21 protein-coding genes, 1 tRNA gene and 1 pseudogene are annotated in these 22,155 nt (G+C 48.3%); 17 read left to right on the forward strand and 6 right to left on the reverse strand.

Annotated features, from left to right (window positions below; genetic code table 11):
• Positions 1–11 precede the first annotated feature (11 nt).
• The 9 genes from A4S02_RS00100 (at position 12) to A4S02_RS00140 (ending at position 6,941) form a co-directional block, all read left to right on the forward strand.
• Positions 12–833: an urease accessory protein UreD gene (locus A4S02_RS00100; RefSeq protein ID WP_070322572.1), complete on the forward strand. Its 822-nt coding sequence runs from the start codon at positions 12–14 to the stop codon at positions 831–833.
• Between the two features lie 28 nt (positions 834–861).
• Entirely contained in the window at positions 862–1,164 is a 303-nt protein-coding gene (locus tag A4S02_RS00105; protein ID WP_070322573.1) for an urease subunit gamma, read from the forward strand.
• Complete coding sequence (locus A4S02_RS00110; protein ID WP_070322574.1) at positions 1,148–1,492, forward strand: urease subunit beta; 345 nt, start codon at positions 1,148–1,150, stop codon at positions 1,490–1,492. Before A4S02_RS00105 ends, A4S02_RS00110 begins: the two co-directional genes overlap by 17 nt.
• Positions 1,489–3,195, forward strand: a complete 1,707-nt coding sequence (gene ureC, locus A4S02_RS00115; RefSeq protein WP_070322575.1) for an urease subunit alpha — start codon at positions 1,489–1,491, stop codon at positions 3,193–3,195. The genes A4S02_RS00110 and ureC overlap by 4 nt, the downstream gene beginning before the upstream one ends.
• Positions 3,195–3,680: an urease accessory protein UreE gene (locus tag A4S02_RS00120; protein ID WP_070322576.1), complete on the forward strand. Its 486-nt coding sequence runs from the start codon at positions 3,195–3,197 to the stop codon at positions 3,678–3,680. The genes ureC and A4S02_RS00120 overlap by 1 nt, the downstream gene beginning before the upstream one ends.
• 10 nt (positions 3,681–3,690) lie before the next feature.
• Entirely contained in the window at positions 3,691–4,356 is a 666-nt protein-coding gene (locus A4S02_RS00125; RefSeq protein WP_208858927.1) for an urease accessory protein UreF, read from the forward strand.
• Positions 4,353–4,967 carry an urease accessory protein UreG gene (gene ureG / locus A4S02_RS00130; protein WP_070322578.1) on the forward strand — a complete coding sequence of 205 codons (615 nt, stop codon included), beginning with the start codon at positions 4,353–4,355 and terminating at the stop codon, positions 4,965–4,967. The genes A4S02_RS00125 and ureG overlap by 4 nt, the downstream gene beginning before the upstream one ends.
• A 247-nt stretch (positions 4,968–5,214) precedes the next feature.
• Positions 5,215–6,441, forward strand: coding sequence for a porin (locus A4S02_RS00135; RefSeq protein ID WP_228142516.1), 1,227 nt, complete (start codon positions 5,215–5,217; stop codon positions 6,439–6,441).
• Positions 6,442–6,491: 50 nt separating this feature from the next.
• Positions 6,492–6,941, forward strand: a complete 450-nt coding sequence (locus tag A4S02_RS00140) for a hypothetical protein (protein ID WP_070322580.1) — start codon at positions 6,492–6,494, stop codon at positions 6,939–6,941.
• Between the two features lie 32 nt (positions 6,942–6,973).
• Here the strand turns inward: A4S02_RS00140 and A4S02_RS00145 are convergent, their stop codons facing one another.
• Together A4S02_RS00145 and A4S02_RS00150 are read right to left on the reverse strand one after the other, a co-directional pair.
• A complete protein-coding gene (locus A4S02_RS00145; RefSeq protein WP_070322581.1) occupies positions 6,974–7,861 on the reverse strand; it encodes a response regulator transcription factor in 888 nt (295 codons plus the stop codon).
• Positions 7,858–8,433: a response regulator gene (locus A4S02_RS00150; RefSeq protein WP_070322582.1), complete on the reverse strand. Its 576-nt coding sequence runs from the start codon at positions 8,431–8,433 to the stop codon at positions 7,858–7,860. The genes A4S02_RS00145 and A4S02_RS00150 overlap by 4 nt, the downstream gene beginning before the upstream one ends.
• Before the next feature lie 123 nt (positions 8,434–8,556).
• Between A4S02_RS00150 and A4S02_RS00155 the strand changes: the two are divergent.
• Positions 8,557–8,781 (forward strand): annotated as a pseudogene (locus A4S02_RS00155) (transposase); the annotation flags it as partial.
• 75 nt (positions 8,782–8,856) lie between these two features.
• On the forward strand, positions 8,857–10,242 hold the full coding sequence (locus A4S02_RS00160) for an IS1380 family transposase (protein ID WP_070322584.1): 1,386 nt from the start codon (positions 8,857–8,859) through the stop codon (positions 10,240–10,242).
• A gap of 142 nt (positions 10,243–10,384) precedes the next feature.
• Here the strand turns inward: A4S02_RS00160 and A4S02_RS00165 are convergent, their stop codons facing one another.
• Complete coding sequence (locus A4S02_RS00165; protein WP_228142409.1) at positions 10,385–13,144, reverse strand: ATP-binding protein; 2,760 nt, start codon at positions 13,142–13,144, stop codon at positions 10,385–10,387.
• A gap of 139 nt (positions 13,145–13,283) precedes the next feature.
• Here A4S02_RS00165 and urtA point away from each other — a divergent pair, with 139 nt between their 5' ends.
• The 5 genes from urtA to urtE are packed head-to-tail and all read left to right on the forward strand — an operon-like array spanning position 13,284 to position 18,828.
• Positions 13,284–14,624 carry an urea ABC transporter substrate-binding protein gene (gene urtA, locus A4S02_RS00170; protein WP_070322585.1) on the forward strand — a complete coding sequence of 447 codons (1,341 nt, stop codon included), beginning with the start codon at positions 13,284–13,286 and terminating at the stop codon, positions 14,622–14,624.
• The gene (urtB, locus tag A4S02_RS00175; protein WP_070322586.1) at positions 14,617–16,221 is read left to right on the forward strand and encodes an urea ABC transporter permease subunit UrtB; all 1,605 of its coding nucleotides are present in this window, start codon (positions 14,617–14,619) and stop codon (positions 16,219–16,221) included. Before urtA ends, urtB begins: the two co-directional genes overlap by 8 nt.
• Positions 16,218–17,357, forward strand: a complete 1,140-nt coding sequence (urtC, locus tag A4S02_RS00180) for an urea ABC transporter permease subunit UrtC (protein WP_070322587.1) — start codon at positions 16,218–16,220, stop codon at positions 17,355–17,357. Before urtB ends, urtC begins: the two co-directional genes overlap by 4 nt.
• Positions 17,354–18,094, forward strand: a complete 741-nt coding sequence (gene urtD / locus A4S02_RS00185) for an urea ABC transporter ATP-binding protein UrtD (protein WP_070322588.1) — start codon at positions 17,354–17,356, stop codon at positions 18,092–18,094. Before urtC ends, urtD begins: the two co-directional genes overlap by 4 nt.
• A 38-nt stretch (positions 18,095–18,132) precedes the next feature.
• The gene (gene urtE / locus A4S02_RS00190) at positions 18,133–18,828 is read left to right on the forward strand and encodes an urea ABC transporter ATP-binding subunit UrtE (RefSeq protein ID WP_070322589.1); all 696 of its coding nucleotides are present in this window, start codon (positions 18,133–18,135) and stop codon (positions 18,826–18,828) included.
• Between the two features lie 231 nt (positions 18,829–19,059).
• Here the strand turns inward: urtE and A4S02_RS00195 are convergent.
• Positions 19,060–19,135, reverse strand: a tRNA-Glu gene (locus tag A4S02_RS00195).
• Between the two features lie 244 nt (positions 19,136–19,379).
• Between A4S02_RS00195 and A4S02_RS14665 the strand changes: the two genes are divergently transcribed.
• Positions 19,380–20,176, forward strand: a protein-coding gene (locus A4S02_RS14665; protein WP_198912025.1) for an IS5 family transposase whose coding sequence is annotated in 2 segments (ribosomal slippage) — positions 19,380–19,719 and positions 19,719–20,176 — 798 coding nt in all. Because the reading frame shifts where the segments join, the coding sequence is not laid out codon by codon here.
• A 344-nt stretch (positions 20,177–20,520) separates the two neighbouring features.
• Here the strand turns inward: A4S02_RS14665 and A4S02_RS00215 are convergent.
• Together A4S02_RS00215 and hemW are read right to left on the reverse strand one after the other, a co-directional pair.
• A complete protein-coding gene (locus A4S02_RS00215; RefSeq protein ID WP_070322591.1) occupies positions 20,521–20,955 on the reverse strand; it encodes a DUF1489 family protein in 435 nt (144 codons plus the stop codon).
• 44 nt (positions 20,956–20,999) lie between these two features.
• Positions 21,000–22,154, reverse strand: a complete 1,155-nt coding sequence (hemW, locus tag A4S02_RS00220; RefSeq protein WP_070322592.1) for a radical SAM family heme chaperone HemW — start codon at positions 22,152–22,154, stop codon at positions 21,000–21,002.
• Position 22,155 lies beyond the last annotated feature (1 nt).

Below are 22,155 nucleotides of genomic sequence, written 5' to 3' on the forward strand. Positions count from 1 at the left end.
GATACAATTAAGTGTCTCTTCTGCAACGTGCTTACGGTCGTTTTGGGTTGGAAGTCCGAAATGATCATTCTCAAACCCGATGCCATGGGTTAGAGCAGAAGGGATGCTGCCGCTTGTTATTCCCTCGTGTTGCGGGGCAGCAGATGGAAGTTGTTACGGTAAATATTTCAGGTGGTATCGCAGCGGGAGACCGTATTGAAGGAGATTTGAACTGTGCCCCACATACAAATCTTCTCGTAACTTCTCAGGCGGCTGAGCGTATTTACCGTGCACGCCCAAATGATGAGCCAGCTCAAGTAAATATCTCTTGCCAGATAGCGGAAGGAGCATGTTTGGAGTGGCTACCGCATGGCACGATTTTTTTTGATGGCAGTCGGTTACAGCGTAAAATGATAGTAGAAATGGCGGATAATGCGCGATTTCTGTTTCTTGAAAGCCGTTTTTTTGGTCGTGTGGCTTCGGGGGAATGTGTTGAGCAACTGTCTGTCAGAGATGGTCTCTCCATTCGGCGTGCTGGTCAGCGGATTTTAGTAGATACACTTAAACTGGAAAGTAGTTCCGTAGATTTTCTTTTGCAGAATCCTGCAGTGGCGGCTGGGCATCATGCTGTTACAACGCTTGTTTTGGTTGCAGTTGATGCGTCAAGTCGTCTTGAATCGCTACGTCATGTGTTGGCAGCAGAAGAATGTAAGGGGTTTGCGGCCTCAGCATGGAATGGCATGCTGATTGTGCGTGGTATAGCACAGGATAATTGGCAGCTAGAGGTGATGTTGCAACGTATTTTACCAATATTGCGAGATGGACAGTCTATGCCAACCACTTGGCGCTCCTGAAGTAGAAAAAGTAGAGAAAACACGAGCTATGAAACTGACACCTCGAGAAAAAGATAAATTGCTTATTGCTATGGCGGCAATGGTGGCACGGCGTAGGTTGGAGCGTGGGGTGCGTTTAAATTACCCAGAAGCCGTCGCTCTTATTACAGACCACGTTGTTGAAGGTGCGCGGGATGGCCAGAGTGTTTCAGATCTGATGGCAAGTGGCGGTCGTGTCTTATCGCGTGATCAGGTAATGGCTGGCGTGCCAGAAATGATCCATGATGTGCAAGTGGAAGCAACCTTTCCTGACGGAACAAAACTGGTGACGGTTCATGCCCCAATACGTTGATGCTCTGCCTGCAGATGCCGTGCCCGGAGAAATTCTGGTTGCAGAAGGCGAGATTGTTTTGAATGAGGGACAGCCACAGCGTAAGGTGATGGTATCCAATACAGGAGATCGCCCTATACAGGTGGGAAGCCATTACCATTTTTATGAGGTGAATCCCGCCCTGCGGTTTGAGCGTGAACACGCTAAAGGTTGGCGGCTGAATGTACCCTCTGGCGGTGCCATTCGTTTTGAACCCGGCCAAATGCGAGAAGTGACATTAATTCCATTACGCGGCCTACGCCAAGTATTTGGCTTTCGAGGAGAAGTGATGGGGAGTATAGATAAATGACGCGTCTTTCCCGTTACGAATATGCAGGCCAGTTTGGCCCCACTACGGGGGATCGTGTTCGGCTGGCAGATACAGCTTTGCTCGTGGAAGTAGAAAAAGATTTTACCATTTATGGGGAAGAAGCGCGGTTTGGTGGTGGAAAAACCATTCGTGATGGTATGGGACAATCACAATTGTCTCGCGCACAAGGTGCTGTAGATACGGTTATCACAAATGCGCTGATTGTTGATCATTGGGGTATTGTTAAAGCAGATGTTGCGCTGCGCGATGGACGCATTGTAACAATTGGTAAGGCAGGAAACCCGGATATTCAGCCCGGAGTAGATATTATTATTGGCCCGGGCACAGAAATAATTGCAGCAGAGGGTAAAATTCTCACTGCTGGTGGAATTGATAGTCATATCCACTATATTTGCCCACAACAAATAGAAGAGGCTTTGTCTTCCGGCATAACGACGATGCTAGGAGGGGGCACCGGGCCAGCCACAGGCACCGCGGCTACCACATGTACACCTGGCCCTTGGCATCTAGCGCGTATGCTTCAGGCAGCAGATGCTTTTCCTGTTAATCTGGCGTTTGCAGGTAAGGGCAATGCATCATGTCCAGAAGCTTTGGAAGAAATGGTAAGGGCTGGGGCAAGTTGCCTGAAATTGCATGAGGATTGGGGATCAACACCAGCAGCCATTGATTGTTGCTTAAGCGTGGCCGATCATATGGATGTTCAGGTGATGATCCATACAGACACGCTGAATGAAAGCGGGTTTGTGGAAGATACAATTGCCGCATTCAAAGGGCGCACCATTCATGCTTTTCATACAGAAGGTGCTGGTGGGGGACACGCACCAGATATTATACGTGTAGCTGGTTTGCCGAATGTTTTGCCATCTTCTACCAACCCAACACGCCCCTACACAGTCAATACGCTGGATGAGCATCTGGATATGTTGATGGTATGCCATCATCTTGATCCGCAGATTCCAGAAGATATCGCTTTTGCAGAAAGCCGTATTCGGCGTGAGACCATTGCCGCTGAAGATATCTTTCAGGATATGGGCGTGCTTTCCATGATGTCGTCTGACAGTCAGGCTATGGGGCGTGTGGGCGAAGTGCCTTTAAGAACATGGCAAACAGCACACAAAATGAAATTACAGCGAGGTGCGCTCTCAGGAGATGGTGCCGCAGATAATAACCGCGTTAAACGCTATATTGCCAAATACACCATAAACCCGGCCATTGCGCATGGCCTTGCCCATGAGGTGGGGTCTATCGCAGTTGGAAAATTGGCAGATCTTGTTTTGTGGGAGCCTGCTTTTTTTGGTGTAAAGCCGGAAATGGTGATTAAGGGCGGTGCAATTGTTTATGCCATGATGGGGGATCCCAACGCTTCTATCCCCACCCCGCAACCGGTGCATGGCCGTATGATGTTTGGCGGATATGGTGGCGCACTTACACATACAAGCCTGACATTTGTTTCTCAGGCCGCATTGGAAGATGATTTGGGGCATAAACTTAAGCTGCAACGTAAACTTTCAGCAGTGTCCAATACACGAGAAGGTATTGGTAAACGCAGCATGATCCATAATGATGCCATGCCGCATATCGAAGTAGACCCCGAAACGTATGAAGTGCGTGCTGATGGTGTGTTACTGACATGCGAACCCGCAGAAGTTCTTCCTATGGCACAAAGGTATTTTCTGTTCTGATGCAACGTATAATTGAAATTCTTCCAGCAGGAAGTTGGCCTGCAGCCGCGGCAACAGAAATTTTTGTGGCTGATTATGAAGGGCGACACCGCCGCCGTATGGTTGTATGCCTGCAATCGGAAGAAAAGGTTCTTCTTGATTTGGAGCATGCACGTCTGTTGCATGCTGGTGATGGTTTGAAACTGGAAGATGGACGTATTATTCTAGTAAAATCACTTCCAGAAGAACTTATGGAAGTTACGGCAGCCAATAGCTTACATCTGTTGCGTCTGGCTTGGCATATTGGAAACCGCCATCTTCCCACAGCCATTGAGGAACATCGTATTCTGATACGGCGTGATCATGTCATTGCGGACATGATTCGTGGCCTTGGTGGCCATGTGCATATGGTCATGGCTGCATTTGATCCCGAAAGTGGTGCGTATGCAGGACGCATAGGTGCTCATCAGCATGAAAACGGACATGCCCACCATTCCCATGATTGATGAACAAATCATGGAAGGTAAGAATTTTCTGCGTCTTCTTTCATGGGTTTCACCAGCATTTCCAACAGGAGGCTATGCTTATAGTCATGGTTTGGAATGGGCTGTGGAGAATGATGATGTGCATAATGTTGCGTCGTTATGCCAATGGATAGAAGTTCTTCTTCATTATGGAAGTTTACAGAATGATTTTATAATTCTTCAAGCTGCTTGGGATGCAGCGCATGATCAGGCACAGTTGTATGATGTTGCTGAATTTGCCTGTGCATGTGCCTCATCGCGTGAGCGTTATGAAGAAACAGTATATCAAGGAGAGGCCTTTCAGAAAGCAGCCACAGTCTGGAATGTTGTTCCTCAGGACATTATTCCACCTGATGTCCGTTGGCCTTTGCCGGTCGCGCAGGGTGTTGTGTTTCGGTATGGCGGCATATCACGGCAGCAGGCAGCTTTGGCGGGGGGGTATTCCTCTATTGCTGCTTTGGTTTCTGCAGCCGTGCGTTTGGTCCCTTTAGGGCAAACAGACGGGCTGCGTGCTTTGGTTGGTTTGGAAGCTACGTTGCAGAAAGCTGCTCAGAAAACACATAACCTTACATTAGAAGATATTGGTGGAGCATGCTTTTGTGCAGATCTTGCTGCCATGCACCATGAAACTCAGGTTACAAGGCTATTCAGAACATGACAGACGCAAAATATGGCCCGCTACGCGTGGGAATTGGTGGCCCTGTAGGAACGGGTAAGACAGCATTAATGGATGCATTATGTCGTCGTTTTAGGGATGTATATAATATTGCAGCTATAACAAATGATATTTACACGCGTGAAGATGCAGAGTTTTTAACCAGAGCAGGCTCTTTGCCATCAGAACGCATTATGGGGATAGAAACAGGTGGATGCCCCCATACAGCAATACGGGAAGATGCCAGTATTAATCTAGCTGGTATTGCTGAATTATCAGAGCGTTTTGAAAACCTTGATCTTATTTTGGTAGAAAGTGGTGGGGATAATCTGGCAGCAACTTTTAGCCCAGAACTGGCTGATCTGACCATTTATGTTATCGATGTTTCTGCCGGAGATAAAATTCCGCGTAAAGGTGGGCCGGGTATTACGCGTAGTGATCTGCTGGTGATTAATAAGATTGATCTTGCACCATATGTAGGGGCAGATTTAAGCGTTATGGATCGGGATAGCCGTAAAATGCGTGGTCAACGTCCCTTTGTCTTTACAAATATTCGGGCTGGTGAAGGTGTAGAAGATATTGCACGTTTCATTATTGAGCGTGGTGCGCTTTAAAAAGAATATTCTTATTTAATAAACCTATGAGCTATCATTTTATCTTAATGTTGTAGGGTAGCTCATAGGTGTGATGATTTCATCTCACTTTAAATAAAAACCTATCTTCGGATAATAATAAAATAAATTTTGTCATTTCTGCAAAATTATAATTGGGTTTTCTATCTCTAGCCTGATCTAGGTAATTTCACCCATACCCCCAAAAATATTCGTTATCATAATGTAACAGTATGGCCATTTGGCAATTATGGCTTCAAGGGGGAAGGTCATGGTCGCGTTGCTATCGCGGTTTTCATTAAGTCGTAAAACAAAATTGTTCCAGTGTGGAACAAAAATTCTGTCTCTTTGTGCCGTGGTCAGCGCAGCATTGCCGCAATCATCTCATGCGGCGGCAACTTTTAACTTTGGTAAGGATCAGTTTTTTACCTTGGGTGTTGGTGTGCGTGGGCAGTATCTTTCTAATGACCCCAATGCCACGCCAGCACATTCCGGAGCAGCCAGTGCTAATGATTTACGTATTTATATGGGAGCACAGTTCCATAAATATGTAAAAAGCACGCTTAATCTAGAGCGTTTGCGTGATGGTAACTGGAACGTTTTGGATGGTATTCTGCAGATCGAGCCTTGGAAGTTCTTTAATGTTTGGATGGGTCGTATGCTGACACCAAGTGACCGATCTAACCTAGATGGTCCATATTTCCTAAGTACTTATGCCTTTCCCTTTGTTTCACAATATCCTGGGGCATGGTCCGGGCGTGATGATGGCATTACAGTATGGGGTAAGCTGGTAAAAGACCATTTCAGGTATATGACGGGTGTGTACCGAGGCCATAACTGGGTGCGGGGGGGCTCTAACTATGGTGAGCATCCTTTGTTTGCTGCGCGGTTGGAATATAATTTTCTAGACCCAGAACCTTCACCAGCTTATTACACTGCCAGCACGTATTACGGTAAAGCCGATATTCTTGCTATTGGTTTGGCAGGTCAGTACGAAACTGATGGTGTTGGTACGGCGCAGGATAAAGGTGATTACAAGGCTTGGAATATTGATGGTCTTTTTGAAAAAAAGATCGGGAAAAATGCCAAGCATGGTGTTTATACGTTAGAAGGTGCTTATTACCAATATTATACTGGTGGTGTACAGGATATTGCTTCTGGCTATCGCCAAAGGGCAGCAGAATACGGAAATGTTGGGGGAATTAGTGATGGTACAGCTTTTCTTGCCAGCACAGCTTACCTTATTCCGTATACATTGGGCTGGGGACGTTTGCAGCCACTGGTAAGATATCAGGAATTCCGCTTCAAAAAAGATTTGTATGATTCAGGGCATCCTAAAACTACGCAGTTTGATGCAGGTGCAAACTATGTGTTGGATGGGCATAATCTACGCTTTACGTTGGATTATGTCAGGTATCATGAAGCGCACACAAAAGCATCAAACGCTTTTCTGTTGGGTATGCAGCTTCAATACTAAAATCGTGTCTGCAGAACTTATCATATTCTGAAAAATTGGGTGTTTGAGAGATGCCGGGAGGTCACAAAATGCAGATCATGATGCGCCGAAGCTTGAAGAAAGCATTTGCGGTATTCTGCGGTCTTTTTGCCGGAGCTGCATACGCAGATTCAGATATTCAGAACCTTGATTGCCGCCATCTTTTTGCGCAAGAAGTGCAGATTTCCGATCAGGTAACTGCACTCAAAAAGAAAAAGGCTGTTGCTGAAAAGAAGAGAGCTGATACGGATAACAATGGCTTTTACATTAAGCTAGATCCTATTCCGGGTATTGGGGTGATGAACGGCATGACCCTTACGCCAGCAGGTAAGCCGTTAAAGGAAGATATTTCTGATGAACGTATCAACAATCTGGAATTGCAGCTTGCTGATATCCGAAAGGCTCAGGAACATAAAGTCTGTCCAGCAATGACATTGCCAGATGCGGATGATGAACGTTTATTGGATGAACAGACGCGATAAGTTTTTAAAATAAAAAAGCGTGTGGATCCTGCTTATCTTTCCTGCAGGATCCTAGATGCAGTTGCGGCGGCGGCAGAGCGGGTGCTTAAACCTGTTTTATTATAAATTTGTTCAATATGTTTATCTATGGTTCTGGGGCTTACTAGAAGAATATCTGCAATATCCCGGCTTGTTTTGCCACGAGAAATCCATAGCAACACTTCTGCTTCCCGCGCACTTATGCTGAGCGCTTCCTGCAAGGTTTTTTCTGGTAAGAGCGCACGAGCAGAAACGCGGAATAAAAGTTCATCTATAGATGAAACACCAACAAAGGTAATAAGAACTTCATTTTCTCCCACCTGTTTTTGTTCAATCACCTGTCCGGGTGGGGGGAGTGTAGAAAACCGACTGAGGGTGGCAGGTAAATTAAATTCATCTTTATCTAAAAGATCTGCGGCCTGGGGTGTACGCCATAATAAAGCGCCAGTCGAAGTTGCTGCGAACAGAAAGCGACCAGCACTATCCAGTGCCGTTTGAGCGGTACGAATACGGGCCGCTGCTTCTATATGCACACTGATGCGCGCAAGAGTTTCTTCAAGTCTTAAAGGCTTTGTAACGTAGTCAACTGCTCCAGCCTCAAAGGCGCGCAGCACGTGTTCTGTTTCAGTTAAGCCAGTCATGAATATTAATGGGATAGATGAAAGACGATAGTCCTGGTGTAGTGTTTCACATACATCCCACCCTGTCATGCCAGGCATAAGTGCATCTACAAGGATAAGATCTGGCACTGTACGGGCCACGACCTCTAGGGCAGAAGCCCCGGACTGTGCCAAAAGTACAGAATAGCCGTTATCAGAGAGTGTTTCATCCATCATGCCAAGAACAGATGGATCATCATCAACGATTAGAATGGTGCGACGTTGCGTGGATGAGATTTTCATGCCTCGTCCTGTTCCAGTTGGATGCGTAGTGCTTCCAGTTGATAGGTGGCCGCCATTTTTACCAATGGGGCAAGAATATCCTGCAACATAGGTTTTTCTGATTGCAGAGAGGCTAATTTTTCTCGCAGTTGTTTCAAGTTGCCCCCATTCAAAGCAGCCAGCAAATAAAGGCGGTCTTGCTCTAGTAAATGGCTTACGGGTTCCTGCAATTTAGCTTGTTCTGGTTGAGAGGTTATCTCAGAGTGTGGAAACACCCATGTTAAAGAAAGTATCTTTCCAATTTCCTGAATGAGGATTGAAAGGTTAACCGGTTTTCCAATAACAGGGCAATCTTCCAAGGAAGCAACATGTCGGTTAGCACTTTCTACAAGATTGCCAGTTAGAAACATTATAGGAATATGGGCTGTTGAAGTTTGTCGAATACGCAAAGCAAGTTCACGCCCATCCATTTCAGGCATAGTCAGATCAAGCAGCAATAAATCTGGACACGCAATATTAAGGCAGTCCAAGCACTCCTGCCCACTCTCAAAATCCCGCACATTAAAGCCGCAGCGCTCAAGCAGTTCCCGCATAATTTGGCGGTGGCTTGAGCTATCATCGACGCGGAAATCTCACAGAAGGGTTGTACATCGGGTTAGATTATGAAAAAGTCTATTTTGTGTAAAAGAAATTTTCGTAAGCTATAAGAAAACCCGATGCAGACAGAGTGTAGCGCAGGCGCGTATGAATTTCCAGCCTCCTATGGACGGCGTGTTGTAGCCCGTTTTGACGGGGGTCGCATGAGTTCGGATGGCGGTGTCATCCTGGTAAAGCAGGTCGATGATAGTCTGGGGTTCAGTCGCCGTTTTGCTGCATGTTTTCGCGATGAGCGGCATCCTGCCTTTGTGGAATACCGGGTTGACGCGGAAATCTCACAGAAGGGTTGTACATCGGGTTAGATTATGAAAAAGTCTGTTTTGTACAAAATAATTTTTCATAAGCAATAAACGAACCCGATGCAGACAGAGTGTAGCGCAGGCGCGTATGAGTTTCCAGCCTCCTGTGGACGGCGTGTTGTGGCCCGTTTTGACGGGGGTCGCATGAGTTCGGATGGGGGCGTCATTCTGGTGAAGCAGGCTGATGACATTCTGGGTCTCAGCCGCCGCTTTGCTGCCTGTTTTCGCGATGAACGGCATCCCGGCTTTGTGGAATACCGGGTTGAAGACCTTGTCCGTCAGCGGATCATGGGCCTGGCACTGGGCTATGAAGACCTTAATGACCATGACGCTTTACGTCATGATCCTGTCATGGGTCTGGTATCGGGACGTCTGTCAGGAAGCCGGGCCAACTGTGCGGCACTGGCAGGAAAATCCACGCTGAACCGGCTAGAGCGCAGTGGGCAGCAGGCAGATCGTTACTGCCGCATCATTGCTGATCATGAGGCCCTGGCTACCCTGTTCGTGACGCTTTTCATGGACCAGCATGAGCGCGCACCCGCCCGGATCGTTCTGGATGTGGATGCCACCGATGACCGTATCCATGGCCATCAGGAAGGCCGGGCCTTTCATGGATATTACGGCCATAACTGCTATCTGCCGTTATACATCTTCTGCGGGGACCATCTCCTCAGCGCTACCCTGCGCACGGCAGACAGGGACCCGGGGAAGGAAGCACTGGCAGACATCCGCCGGATCGTGGAGCAGATCAGGAGCCGCTGGCCCCGGGTGCGTATCCTGGTGCGTGGGGACAGCGGTTTCGCCCGGGACAGTCTGATGACATGGTGCGAAGACAACCACGTTGACTTCCTGTTCGGGCTTGCAGGCAACACCCGCCTGTATGACCGGATTGCCTCTTTGTCCGCTGAGGTTCGTGACGAAGCCGCCACGACAGGCAGAGCTGCGCGCGGTTTCGCCTCCTTTGACTGGATCACAAAGGACAGCTGGACGCGCCGCAGGCGGGTCGTGGCCAAGGCCGAATGGCGCCACGGCAACCGCTATCATCGCTTTATTGTCACCACGCTACCGCAGGGAATGTCCGACCCCCGCCATCTCTACGAACAGATTTACTGCGCACGCGGGGATATGGAAAACCGCATCAAGGAATGCCAGATGGATCTGTTCTCAGACAGGACCTCGTCCCACACCATCCGGGCCAACCAGCTCCGGCTGTGGTTCTCGGCCGCAGCCTATGTCCTGCTGACCGCTCTGCAAAGACTGGCCCTTGGCCAGACCAGCCTGGAGACGGCGACCTGTGGCACCATACGCGCACGACTGCTCAAAATCGCGACACGTGTAACGCTCAGCGTCCGTCGGATTGTCCTGTCCATGCCGGACATGTTCCCCTGTCAGCATGAATTCGCCCTCGCTCATGCACGATTGCGAAGGCTCCGGCAGGCCATCTGAAGAAACAGACAGTGCACAGACCACATAGCTTCCACCAACACTGCCTTCTCAGGCCGTGACACCCTCACTGCGTTCAGAACCCGCCGCCAGAAGCAGAATATCGTCAATATTCCAGATCGGGCTCCTGTGGGATGGCTGAATTCTACAAAATGACCCGAAATTGCCTCAAGTGTGAGAAATCCGCGTCGACGATGCCAATTGTACGTTTTGGCCCTTCATATCCAACGGGAAAAGCCGGTAGAATAGGGGAGAGTTGAATATCTTTATCTGGCAGCATAAGGCGTAGTTTAAAGCAGGAGCCTTTACCTATTGTGCTGGTGAAGGTTAATTCTCCCCCCATCACTTCCGTTAAAAGTTTTGTGATAGTCAGCCCTAGCCCGGTGCCAGGAATGTTGGCCGTTGCTACTGCACGTTCAAAGGGATCAAAAATACGTTCTTGATCTTCTACAGCAATTCCAGGGCCTGTATCTTCCACAGTAAATTCAGCAATCTGGGCATGCCATCGGGCAGAAAAAGTAACGGAACCCTGTTGTGTGTATTTAATGGCATTTGAAAGCAGATTGAGTAGGACTTGCCGGAGGCGATGCTCATCACATGTTACAACAGATGGTAGAAACTGGGGCTGCCAGTAAAATTTTAGCCCTTTTACTAATGCTTGCGGGCGCATCATCTGAGCGACAGATTCTAAAAAAGTTGCAAGAGGGATTGTATCGGAATGTAATTCAATGCGACCTGCTTCAATCCGTGAAATATCCAGAAGTCCGGAAAGAATGCTGGTGATATGATCACCACTTTCTCGCATAATGCTGAGTGTTTGTTGCCGTTCTAATGGCATGCGTGCATCATGCTGTAAAAGTTGAATATACCCCATGATTGCATTCAACGGTGAGCGAATTTCGTGGCTGATACCGCTAATGTAACGTGTTTTTGCCAGGCTGGCTGCTTCTGCTTTTTCACGTGCACTTTGTAAGGCCTGATCCATACGTCTGCGTGCGCGTATCTCATTCATCAATAGGCGTGTTTGATGCAGTGTTTCCCGTGTTGCTGTTTTGCGGCCTTCCTGCGCCATAACCAAAAGCCATGCACCTATAACGCAGGCCAGAAATACAATGAGCAATATGCCATCAAATGGTAGCCCCGTTTTGTGTGCAAGAAGCCCAAGCACAGAAATAATACAGATAAGAAGACAAACAAACCGCCCACCGGGAGAAACGAGAATACGTCTCAATTTAGCAGGCAAGGTGCGTAATGGAGTTGTGAGTTGGTACGAAATGTGAGTTGTAATAGGCTTACAACGATCATGGCATCGCCCATCAAGTGAGCAGCATAGAGAACAGATGGTTCCGCCATATGCTGGGCAGGATGTCATGTCTTCGGCTTCAAACTCATGCTCACATATCACGCAGCGCATTACAGGTTGGGTATTCCACTCTGTGGGCTGTTTGCGTGCCATGTACGTTCGCCCATGGGTTAGGTGAGCTAACAGAGGTGTTGTGCCACAGGCAACAAAGAGCGTTATAAATGGTGCAAAAGCAGCAGCATGCATGCCCAATAAGCCAGATAAGGCAAGGGTGCCAATTCCTGCTCCTAAAGCCCAAGCACCAATACCAACACTGTTGAGATCAGGTAGTAATGAGCGCTTAAATTCTATTTCTGATGGGCAAATCTTTAAGGGTTTGCATATGGTAATATCCCCAAGGATAACACCAATCCATGCACACGCCAGAACGGCATAAAAGGTGATACCGGTCTGGATTGTATTTACCAACCCAGCTTCCATAAGAACTAAGGCAATGGTGATATTAAAAAGAACGTAAAAAACCCGCCCAGGATGAGAATGTGTGAGACGGGAAAAAAAGTTCGACCAAGCGAGAGATCCCGCATACGCATTTGTAATATTAATTTTGATTTGAGATACAGCCACCAGAGCAATAGTAAGAGCTGTGGCAAGGGCCGGGGGGGTAAAACTGCCCCATGCCAAATGATACATCAGGCCGGGTTGTGTAGCCTGCAAAGGGGAAAAACCTGCCCGTAAAGCAACCCATCCAAGAAAGGATCCGGCAAGGAGCTTGCCCGCATCCAGAATAATCCAGCCCGGACCACCTAAAATAAGAGCACTCCACCATTGTTGTTTATTCTGTGCAGTAAGCGGAGGAAGAAAACGCAAGAAATCAATCTGTTCTGCACTTTGGCAAACAAGAACGATCATAACGGAAGCTGCACTGCCAATGGCAAGAGTATCAATGCCTGCTTTGTGTTGCACCAACCCAGAAAAATGTGTCCACTCAGCTAACCAGAGTGGATGTTGCATAATGAGTATAAATAACGGTAAAATATTAAGAACAAGCCAGATAGGGAATGTAATAATCTGAAATTTTGCAATAAATGTTATCCCTCGTGCAACCAGAGGGATGATAACAACAGCACATGCAAGATAGGCAAGCCACAACGGAAGATTAAGAAGGATGTGTAAAGTGCCCGCAAGAATGGCAGCTTCCAGGCCGAAAAAAATAAATGTAAAACTCGCGTAAATCAATGATGTAACAGTTGATCCAATATAACCAAAGCCTGTTCCTCGCGTTAAAAGGTCTACATCTAAGCCAGCTTTTGCAGCCGTGGCACATAGCGGTAGGGTGATACAAAAAATAAGAACCGTTACAAACGCAATAGCAATGGCTGTATTGGTAAAACCAAAAGCCAGTGTAAGTGTGCCCCCAATGGCTTCTAATGCCAGAAACGAGATAGAACCCAATGCGGTAAAGGCTGCGCGCATGGGGGTGGCCGTTCGGGCGCTTCGGGCTGTAAAGCGCAGTGCATAATCTTCAAAAGTCTGGTCTGCTGCCCAGCGATTATATGCCCTGCGAGTGCGCACGATACGCAGGCGGCTGGTATCATGAGGCAAAAGCGGATTCCTGATTTTCTGAATATCTCGTTATAGTATCGTAATATAAGGCTGTGTGGGGCTATACGCAATCATGCGTATAGGAAAATATACCGTGATGCGCTGACGTAGGATCTAGCAGCAACTGGAGTGCTTTCTTATGTCCGACATCTTGCCAAAACTTTCCCGTCGTGCGTTTGGGCGCCTAGCCCTAGCATCATCAGTTGCAGCCATAGGCGCAGCGTATCGTCCAGGCCAAGCCTTGGCAGCAGCGCCTACAGGGCAACCCATTAAGGTGGGTATTTTACATTCCCTTTCCGGCACAATGGCCATTAGTGAAACAACACTAAAAGATGTCATGCTCATGCTAATTGCGGAGCAAAACCGCAAAGGTGGCTTGCTAGGGCGACCTCTAGAACCAGTGATAGTAGATCCAGCATCAAATTGGCCCTTGTTTGCTGAAAAGGCTCGCCAGCTTCTTTCTGTTGATAAAGTAGATGCCGTTTTTGGATGCTGGACCAGTGTTTCCCGCAAATCTGTGTTGCCAGTATTTGAAGAACTGAACGGTATTCTGTTTTATCCGGTGCAGTACGAAGGACAGGAATGTAGCCGTAATATTTTCTACACGGGCGCAGCACCTAACCAGCAGGCTATTCCAGCGGTAGATTATCTGCTGAGCGAAGAGGGTGGCAGCGCTAAGCGTTTTGCTTTAGTTGGTACAGATTACGTTTATCCACGGACTACAAACCAAATTCTCGCCAATTATCTGAAGTCTAAAGGCATTAAAGACGAAGATATCATGGTGAACTATACACCATTCGGACAATCTGATTGGCAAACCATTGTTTCACAAATTAAGGCATTTGGGGCAGCGGGCAAAAAAACGGCTGTTGTTTCCACCATTAATGGTGATGCCAACGTACCTTTTTATAAGGAACTTGGTAACCAGGGTGTGTCTGCCACAGATATTCCGGTTATGGCCTTTAGTGTTGGTGAGGAAGAACTGGCTGGTATGGATACAGCCCCATTGGTTGGGCAGCTTGCGGCATGGAATTACTTTGAAAGCATTGATACGCCAGAAAACAAATTATTTATTAAAGAATGGCATGAATTTACAAAAAACCCTAAACGCACAACAAATGATCCAATGGAAGCCCATTACATTGGCTTTAACATGTGGGTGCAGGCTGTAACCAAAGCAGGCACTACAGATCATGATAAAGTTATAGATACCATGATTGGTATCCGCCAACCTAATCTTACGGGTGGTGTTGCGCAAATGCTACCGAACCATCATTTAACAAAGCCTGTATATATCGGTGAAATTCAGGATGACGGTCAGTTTAGCGTTGTTTGGAAAACACCCAGCACAATAGCTGGTCAGGCTTGGTCACCGTGGGTGCCAGAAACCAAGAATCTGATCGGAGACTGGAGCAAGCCAATTTCGTGTGGAAATTATAATACAGCAACCAAAACGTGTATCGGTAAAAAGCATGTGTAGGTTCAGCCGTTTTTTATGGGCTGGCGCGGTTTGCCTGCTACTTGCATTTTCAGGAATGCAAGTAGCAGTAGCAGACGAGTTTTCAGGTTTGGAAAGTGGCCAGTTTAATACTATAGCCAATACAGTTTCTGCTTTGGTAGCTTCAGGCAATTCGCAAGCAGGTGCTGTAATAGATGCTTTGGGAAAAAGGCATCTGTTTTATTCCCCTGCGGGTGGGGTTTTTATTCGCTCTGGCTCAACCTATGTTGATGCCCGGACTGGTCAATTTGTACAAAACACGCCAGCCGACCTTAAGCCTGTGCGGATGAACAATTATGTGCGGCAGGTTCTGGCAAGCGCTAATGCTGAGCTGGAATTGCTTTCTCCACAAGATGCGGTGCGTTTAAAAGCAGCAACTCAAATGTATGCGCAGCATAATCCAGTTATGTTGCCTGCAATTAATCATGCTCTGGCGCTTGAAAAGAATAGTCGTGTGCGGCTGAAACTGGAACAAGCCAGTGCAGCAATCGTGTTGGCGCAGCCGATGAAAACCGGGGATGAGGCCTCCCGTTTAGCGGCTGTAAAAGCCCTTGGTTCAGCTGCTGATCTGGAAGCTCGCGGAGTACTTTCTGCTGTGGCTATGTCTGATCATGAAACAGCAGAAGTACGAAAGGCAGCGGCAGATACTGTTTCCAGCATAGATTTAAAACAGCGTTTATGGAGCATATTGCAAAACGCCTTTTACGGGCTGAGCTATGGGTCTGTACTTCTGCTGGCGGCAACTGGGCTTGCCATTACATTTGGCGTTATGGGTGTGATCAATATGGCTCATGGTGAGCTGATGATGATTGGTGCCTATACAACATGGATGGTGCAGCAGGGTATTCGGGCTACTGTTCTATGGCTGGAGCCTGTTTCCCTTTTAGTGGCAATTCCTGTTGCTTTCTGTGTGTGTGGCCTATTGGGCATCCTTATTGAACGCGGGCTAATACGCTTTCTCTATGGCAGACCGCTTGAAACCCTGTTGGCAACATGGGGGCTTTCTCTTATTCTTCAGCAAGCTATCCGGTCTATTTTTGGACCTACCAATATCGCGGTTGTAACTCCTGCATGGCTTTCCGGTTCGTGGATGCTTGGTAGTGTGGATATTACCTTAAACAGATTGGCAATTTTTGTTTTTGCCTTTTTGGTTCTGGCTGCACTTATGCTGATTATGCGCAAAACATCTCTTGGTCTGGAAATGCGTGCCGTTACCCAAAACCGTCGTATGGCGGCATTGATGGGAATACGCACACCACGAGTAGATGCTCTGGCTTTTGGGCTGGGGGCAGGACTGGCCGGGTTGGCCGGGGTGGCCGTTAGCCAGATTGATAATGTGAGCCCTAATCTGGGCCAATCCTACATTATCGATAGCTTTATGGTGGTTGTATTTGGTGGTGTTGGTAACCTGTGGGGCACATTAGCTGCGGCCATGACGCTTGGCATGGGCGGAAAAATACTGGAGCCCACTATTGGGGCTGTATCGGCTAAAATTTCCATTCTTGTTCTGGTTATTCTCTATATTCAGCGGCATCCCAGAGGTATGTTCCCTGTGCGTGGGCGGGGGGTAGAATCATGAATGCGCTATCGCCTTCAACCACAAAGTCTTTTCCCGGTGCCATACGTATGGCTGCGGTGGCATTTGCGGTTACAATTGTGTTGGCGGGCGCAAGTCTGCTTCCAGAAGCAAATCCGCTGCATGTTTCGGCCTTTGTTGTCTCATTGGCAGGTAAGTATCTGGCATATGCGATTCTTGCTTTGTCTGTTGATCTTGTATGGGGTTTTGCAGGTATTTTGACACTGGGTCATGCTGCATTTTTTGCATTGGGTGGTTATGCCATGGGCATGTACCTTATGCGGGAAATCGGTACGCGAGGCGTTTATGGTAATCCCGATTTGCCAGATTTCATGATCTTCTTATCGTGGAAGTCACTCCCATGGTACTGGTGGGGAACGGACCATTTTGCATGGGCTATGCTGTTGGTGCTGATCGTACCTGGTATTCTGGCTGGTGTGTTTGGATGGCTCGCGTTTCGTTCTCGTGTTTCGGGTGTTTATCTTTCCATTATTACGCAGGCTCTAACATATGCTTTGATGTTGGCATTCTTTCAGAATGGTTTGGGCTTTGGCGGCAATAATGGCCTGACAGACTTTAAAGATATTTTGGGCGCTGATTTACATTCACCTCTTACACGCGCTGTGCTTTTGGTGATGACAGGTACTGTGCTTGCAGGGTGTTTGGTGCTGTCTCGCTGGCTTGTATCGGGTCGGTTTGGTTATTTGCTTGTAGCTGTAAGAGATGCAGAAAGCCGCACGCGTTTTTTAGGATACCGCCCAGAACAGGCCAAGCTGCTGATATGGGTTTTTTCAGCCATGGTGGCTGGTATCGGTGGTGCCCTTTATGTAACGCAGGTGGGTATTATCAACCCTGGTGAGTTTGCGCCTGCCAATTCTATTGAGTCTGTTATCTGGGTTGCCGTGGGTGGGCGCGGTACATTGTCAGGGTCTGTGCTTGGGGCTGTATTGGTAAACTGTGGCAAAACGCTTTTTACAGCATGGTTGCCAGAGTTTTGGCTATATGGGCTTGGTTTACTCTTTCTTGTTACCACTCTTTTTCTGCCTCAAGGGCTTATGGGGCTGCGGTATCATCTTGCTACAAAGCGACCCGAAGAAGTTACGCCTGAAGTCTCTAACCCGGAAGGAGAAGAGGCATGAGCGAAACATCTTTGCTAGAAATGCGTGATGTGAGCGTAACTTTTGATGGTTTTCGGGCCATTAATGCATTGAATCTTACGCTACATCCGGGAGAAATGCGGGCAATTATTGGCCCAAATGGTGCGGGTAAAACCACGATGATGGATATCATCACAGGGAAAACACGCCCAGATACAGGCACAGTTCGGTTTTGTGGAGAAGATTTGACCAAGCTGGATGAGCCAGCAATTGCACGGTTGGGAATTGGCCGTAAATTTCAAAAACCAACAGTGTTCGAAGCGTTAACTGTGCAGGAAAACCTATTGCTTTCTTTAAGCAGTATACGTGCATCTTTTTCTGTTTTGCTCGCGCGTTTTTCTGGCAAAGAACAGGAACGCATTGACCAGATTTTGGAAATTACGCGTTTGAAAGATCATGCAGCCCGGCAGGCTGGCGGAATGAGCCACGGGCAAAAGCAATGGCTGGAAATAGGCATGCTGTTAGGGCAGGAGCCAGACTTGCTTTTGGTGGATGAACCTGTAGCAGGCATGACAGACGCAGAAACCATGGCAACGGCAGAATTGCTCCGAGAGATCAATCAGACACGTAGTGTGGTTGTTGTAGAGCACGATATGGACTTTGTGCGTGCATTAGGAGTGACGGTAACAGTGCTGCATGAAGGATCTGTTCTGGCAGAAGGTGATTTGGAAGATGTCAGTCACGATCCAAGAGTTATCGAGGTTTATCTTGGCCGCTAAAATGCTGAGCCGTAAATGCAAAAAAGGAGAGCGTCCTTATGCTCAGGGTTGAGGATGTGCATCTGCATTATGGGGCTGCAATTGCTTTGCGGGGTGTCTCGTTAGAAGCATGTGCAGGTAAAGTGACATGTGTGCTGGGGCGTAACGGGGTTGGTAAAACTAGCCTCATGCGCGCCATTACGGGCATGCATGCTGTGAGTTCAGGTAAGATCTTGTGGGAGGAGGAGGATATTACAAACCTCTCTGCTTATGATCGTGCAAGGCGAGGTATCGCGACAGTGCCTCAAGGGCGCGATATTTTTCCCTTGTTGAGTGTGCGTGAAAATCTTGAAACAGGATTTGGCCTTCTAAAGCGACGTGATAGAAAAATACCAGACGAAGTTTTTGAGCTGTTTCCTGTTTTGGAAAAAATGCTTGATCGGCGCGGAGGAGATCTATCAGGAGGGCAGCAGCAGCAATTGGCTATTGCGCGTGCCCTTATTATTCGTCCGCGGCTTTTGGTGTTGGATGAACCAACAGAAGGTATTCAACCCAATATTATCAAGGATATTGGCACCATTATCTCTATGTTGCGAGACCGTGGAGATATGGCCATTGTGTTAGTGGAACAATACTTTGATTTTGCATTTAACCTTGCCGATACCGTAGAGGTTATGGATAGGGGCAAAATCATACTTTCTGGGCAAGTTGCAGAAATGGACGCAGAAGAAGTGCGCGCCAATATTGCGATTTGAGAGAGCAACGTTTTAAAACTACCAGCATTGCAGCGTATAGACAGATTGTTGCTTACGCTGCTTTGTAGGGTATTTTTTCAAGTATTGTTGCATCAGAACTGTGCAGAACAAGGCTGATAGCGAAATCATGCACAGTGTATTTTGCTGTGGCAGCTTGTGCATAGATGCAATAAGAATCAAAAAATATAATATTATTATTGAATAATTTGCCTATAAGTCTTTCTAAAGACTTGGCGTCCCGTACGGGATTCGAACCCGTGTTGCCGCCGTGAAAGGGCGGTGTCCTAGGCCTCTAGACGAACGGGACAAGAGGCTGTGTTGAGGCGCTTTGTAGAGATATTGCTAAGGGGCGTCAAGGCAGGAAATGGACTTTTACGGAGGTTTTTGAAAAAATCATCATTCCATACTATGCAGCCAGATTGCTGAATGATCATTCAGGCTCAATTGGCATGATACAAATACCAATTAAGGGCAGCAAACGCATGCAAGCCACGCATTTTATAAAAGGTCTAGGGCCTGTTAGATCTTGAATTTCTTCCCATATTGTAGGGATGGAAGAAGGAGACAGAACAGGCACCTTTACGGACGAGACATGGGCGATCTGGGAACCTCTGATTGAGGCGGTTCGCCCAAGGGGCAAGACGCCGCCACATGATCTGCGGCGTACGATAGCAGCAATTTTCTGGCGTCATGAGAATGGCGCGAAATGGCGGAGCATCCCCGCTGAACTGGGTCCATGGTGGCGAGCGGCGCAGCTTTTCATCCGCTGGGCGAAGCTGGGTGTGTGGGAACGCCTGCTCGCACTGGTTCAGGAACAACAGGGAGTAGCACTCGGCATGACTTTTCTGGATGGCACGAATATCAGAGCTCACCACAAGGCGGCGGGAGCCCCAAAAAAGGGGGCTCTTTTGAAGAGCGAGACCATCGTGAAGCACTTGGCCGCTCTCGCGGCGGCTATGGCACAAAAGTCTGCGTGATAGCAGACGGGCATGGAAAGGCTGTTGGTTTTGCCCTGGCGCCCGGCCAGGCCCATGAACTGCCGCTGGCTCCAGATATGCTCGATAGCCTTCCCGCCATTCCTTTGTGGGTGGTGGCGGACAAGGGCTATGCCTCGGACGCCTTCCGTGAACGTATCTGGGACATGGGAGCCCGACCGGCCATTCCCGCAAAACGACGCGATGCGCCGGTTGCCTGCCCCAGATGGGTCTATCGGTGTCGGCACCTGGTCGAGAACCTCTGGGCCCGTCTCAAGGAGTGGCGTGCTGTTGCAACCAGATACGAGAAAACCGCAGCGTCGTTCCTGGCCGTCATACACATCGCTGCAGCCGCAGACTGGATCAAGTGCTAACAGGCCCTAGTGGTTTTCTGTCTTGGGTTCCCTACAGCCGCATTGGGGCAAGGCATCATGCATAATGTTGCGGATTGCCAGCTTTCGGCTGGCCATCCTGTATTTTGTGGCATGCCTTTTACAGGGCAAGCCGTACTGCCTTTAATGCCGGAAAGCGACAAATATTATAGATGTTCCATTACAGCAGGAAACATCACATTCTGTGCTGTGCCCTATACAGGCAGGGCTGTTATTCAGCAGTCCAATGGTGTGTATGCATCGTGCTTGATTGAGTTGGGGCAGATGAAATTTTGTGGTCTTCCATACACTGGCCACGCTGTTATTCGCAGGGGGTAGGGAGGATATCAGAGGCCGAGTTCTAACAGCTTTTTCTGCAGGGAAAGGGGTAAGCCTACGGGCTGTGTTTCAGTGCTCTGCAAATCTGCTGGTGCATCTTGGCCTTGCAGGTAGCGCCACCCTTGAAATGGCCGTATGGCGCGAGGTTGGACAGGAATGATCTTGGGAGAAAGTAAGATAAGCGTGCCCTGTGTGCCATCAGCCCGTGTTGTGGTTTGAATATCCAGAATGGGCTGTCGGCACAGAATAAGCTCGTTGATGACGCGGTAAAGCGAACCACCATCCAAAAGGGCATCTTTTTGTTTAGGAAAAGAGCGTGTGTGCACCACGGGTAGGGGAGTATCATAATCTGGATGGGCGCGGGTATTGAAGGGCTGTTTCAGCCGTTCAGTCAGATCTTCGAGCGATTCAACACCCACAGCCAGCTTGATCAGATTAAGCATTTCTCCAATGTAGTGCGTTACTTACGTCAGACAAGGTTCTATTTTCAAAGCACCAGTGCGTGTAGTAGGGCTTCTAGCCGTAATCGGCCTTCTTCTGTGGCGTATAAATGGGTGGAAGTTTGGATAAGGTAGCCTTCTTCCACTGCAGCAGCCAGAATAACTGGGTCTAGGGTTTCTATCAGTTGTAGACCTGTGCGTGCCTGAAAGTGGCTGAGTGCAATGCCTTCCTGTAAACGCAGGCCCATCAGCAACATTTCTCGGGCACGTTCTTGCGGCACAAGTGGTTCCTGAGATGTCTGGCCTGAACTTGTGCGTTCCACAAGCTCGGCCCATGGTTCGGGGGCGCGGTGTCTGCGTGTGGCATAAAGCTGGCCATTCAGCGTAATGCGCCCATGTGCGCCGGGGCCAAGTCCCAGATAATCACCGTAATGCCAGTATGTCAGGTTATGGCGGCTTTCACTGCCCGGTTTGGCGTAGTTGGAAACCTCATACGCATTCAGCCCATGTGCGTGCGTAATTGCCGTTGTTGTTTCATAAAGTGCGGCGGCTGTTTCCTCATCAGGCAGGCTAAAACTGCCTTGCCGGTAAAGGGCTTCAAACTTGGTACCGGGTTCAATGGTTAATTGATAGAGCGAGACATGATCTGCCACCAGTTGCAGTGCTGTCTCTAGCTCCGTTTTCCATGCAGCCACGCTCTGGTTGGGGCGGGCGTAAATCAGGTCAAACGTAATACGGGGGAACAATGAGCGGGCCAGTTCCAGCGCAGCTAAAGCTTGCGTGGCGGAATGCTGCCGGCCCAAAAAATGCAAAGCCTCATCATTCAGGGCCTGAATGCCGAGGGAAACACGGTTGATTCCGGCCTGCCTAAAATCTTTCAGCCTTTCAGCTTCTACACTGGTTGGGTTGGCTTCCAGTGTAATTTCAAGATTGGGAGCGGCATCAAAGAGAGATGTGGCATCATCTATCAGGTTCGCGACGGTTTGCGGGGCCATAAGTGAGGGTGTGCCGCCACCAAAAAAGATAGATGTTAGGCGGCGGCGGCCTAAACGATTTGCCTCATGCGCAAGCTCCGTGCGGAGTGCCTGCGCAAAGCGCACCTGTGGAATTTCTGCCCGTACGTGTGAGTTGAAATCACAGTACGGGCATTTGGCCAAACAAAAAGGCCAGTGAATATAAAGAGCGAGTGCGTCCTGTTCCACA

Source organism: Acetobacter ascendens (assembly GCF_001766235.1).
In the GTDB taxonomy this organism is placed as follows: Bacteria; Pseudomonadota; Alphaproteobacteria; order Acetobacterales; family Acetobacteraceae; genus Acetobacter; species Acetobacter ascendens.

What these genes read in the sequence shown, in the direction of transcription:
- A4S02_RS00105 (WP_070322573.1), top strand. Translation starts at nt 862, where the DNA reads ATGAAACTGACACCTCGAGAAAAAGATAAATTGCTTATTGCTATGGCG.
- A4S02_RS00110 (WP_070322574.1), top strand. Translation starts at nt 1,148, where the DNA reads ATGCCCCAATACGTTGATGCTCTGCCTGCAGATGCCGTGCCCGGAGAA.
- ureC (WP_070322575.1), top strand. Translation starts at nt 1,489, where the DNA reads ATGACGCGTCTTTCCCGTTACGAATATGCAGGCCAGTTTGGCCCCACT.
- A4S02_RS00120 (WP_070322576.1), top strand. Translation starts at nt 3,195, where the DNA reads ATGCAACGTATAATTGAAATTCTTCCAGCAGGAAGTTGGCCTGCAGCC.
- A4S02_RS00125 (WP_208858927.1), top strand. Translation starts at nt 3,691, where the DNA reads ATGGAAGGTAAGAATTTTCTGCGTCTTCTTTCATGGGTTTCACCAGCA.
- ureG (WP_070322578.1), top strand. Translation starts at nt 4,353, where the DNA reads ATGACAGACGCAAAATATGGCCCGCTACGCGTGGGAATTGGTGGCCCT.
- A4S02_RS00135 (WP_228142516.1), top strand. Translation starts at nt 5,215, where the DNA reads ATGGCTTCAAGGGGGAAGGTCATGGTCGCGTTGCTATCGCGGTTTTCA.
- A4S02_RS00140 (WP_070322580.1), top strand. Translation starts at nt 6,492, where the DNA reads ATGCCGGGAGGTCACAAAATGCAGATCATGATGCGCCGAAGCTTGAAG.
- A4S02_RS00145 (WP_070322581.1), bottom strand. Translation starts at nt 7,861, where the DNA reads ATGAAAATCTCATCCACGCAACGTCGCACCATTCTAATCGTTGATGAT.
- A4S02_RS00150 (WP_070322582.1), bottom strand. Translation starts at nt 8,433, where the DNA reads ATGCGGGAACTGCTTGAGCGCTGCGGCTTTAATGTGCGGGATTTTGAG.
- A4S02_RS00160 (WP_070322584.1), top strand. Translation starts at nt 8,857, where the DNA reads ATGCAGACAGAGTGTAGCGCAGGCGCGTATGAGTTTCCAGCCTCCTGT.
- urtA (WP_070322585.1), top strand. Translation starts at nt 13,284, where the DNA reads ATGTCCGACATCTTGCCAAAACTTTCCCGTCGTGCGTTTGGGCGCCTA.
- urtB (WP_070322586.1), top strand. Translation starts at nt 14,617, where the DNA reads ATGTGTAGGTTCAGCCGTTTTTTATGGGCTGGCGCGGTTTGCCTGCTA.
- urtC (WP_070322587.1), top strand. Translation starts at nt 16,218, where the DNA reads ATGAATGCGCTATCGCCTTCAACCACAAAGTCTTTTCCCGGTGCCATA.
- urtD (WP_070322588.1), top strand. Translation starts at nt 17,354, where the DNA reads ATGAGCGAAACATCTTTGCTAGAAATGCGTGATGTGAGCGTAACTTTT.
- urtE (WP_070322589.1), top strand. Translation starts at nt 18,133, where the DNA reads ATGCTCAGGGTTGAGGATGTGCATCTGCATTATGGGGCTGCAATTGCT.
- A4S02_RS00215 (WP_070322591.1), bottom strand. Translation starts at nt 20,955, where the DNA reads ATGCTTAATCTGATCAAGCTGGCTGTGGGTGTTGAATCGCTCGAAGAT.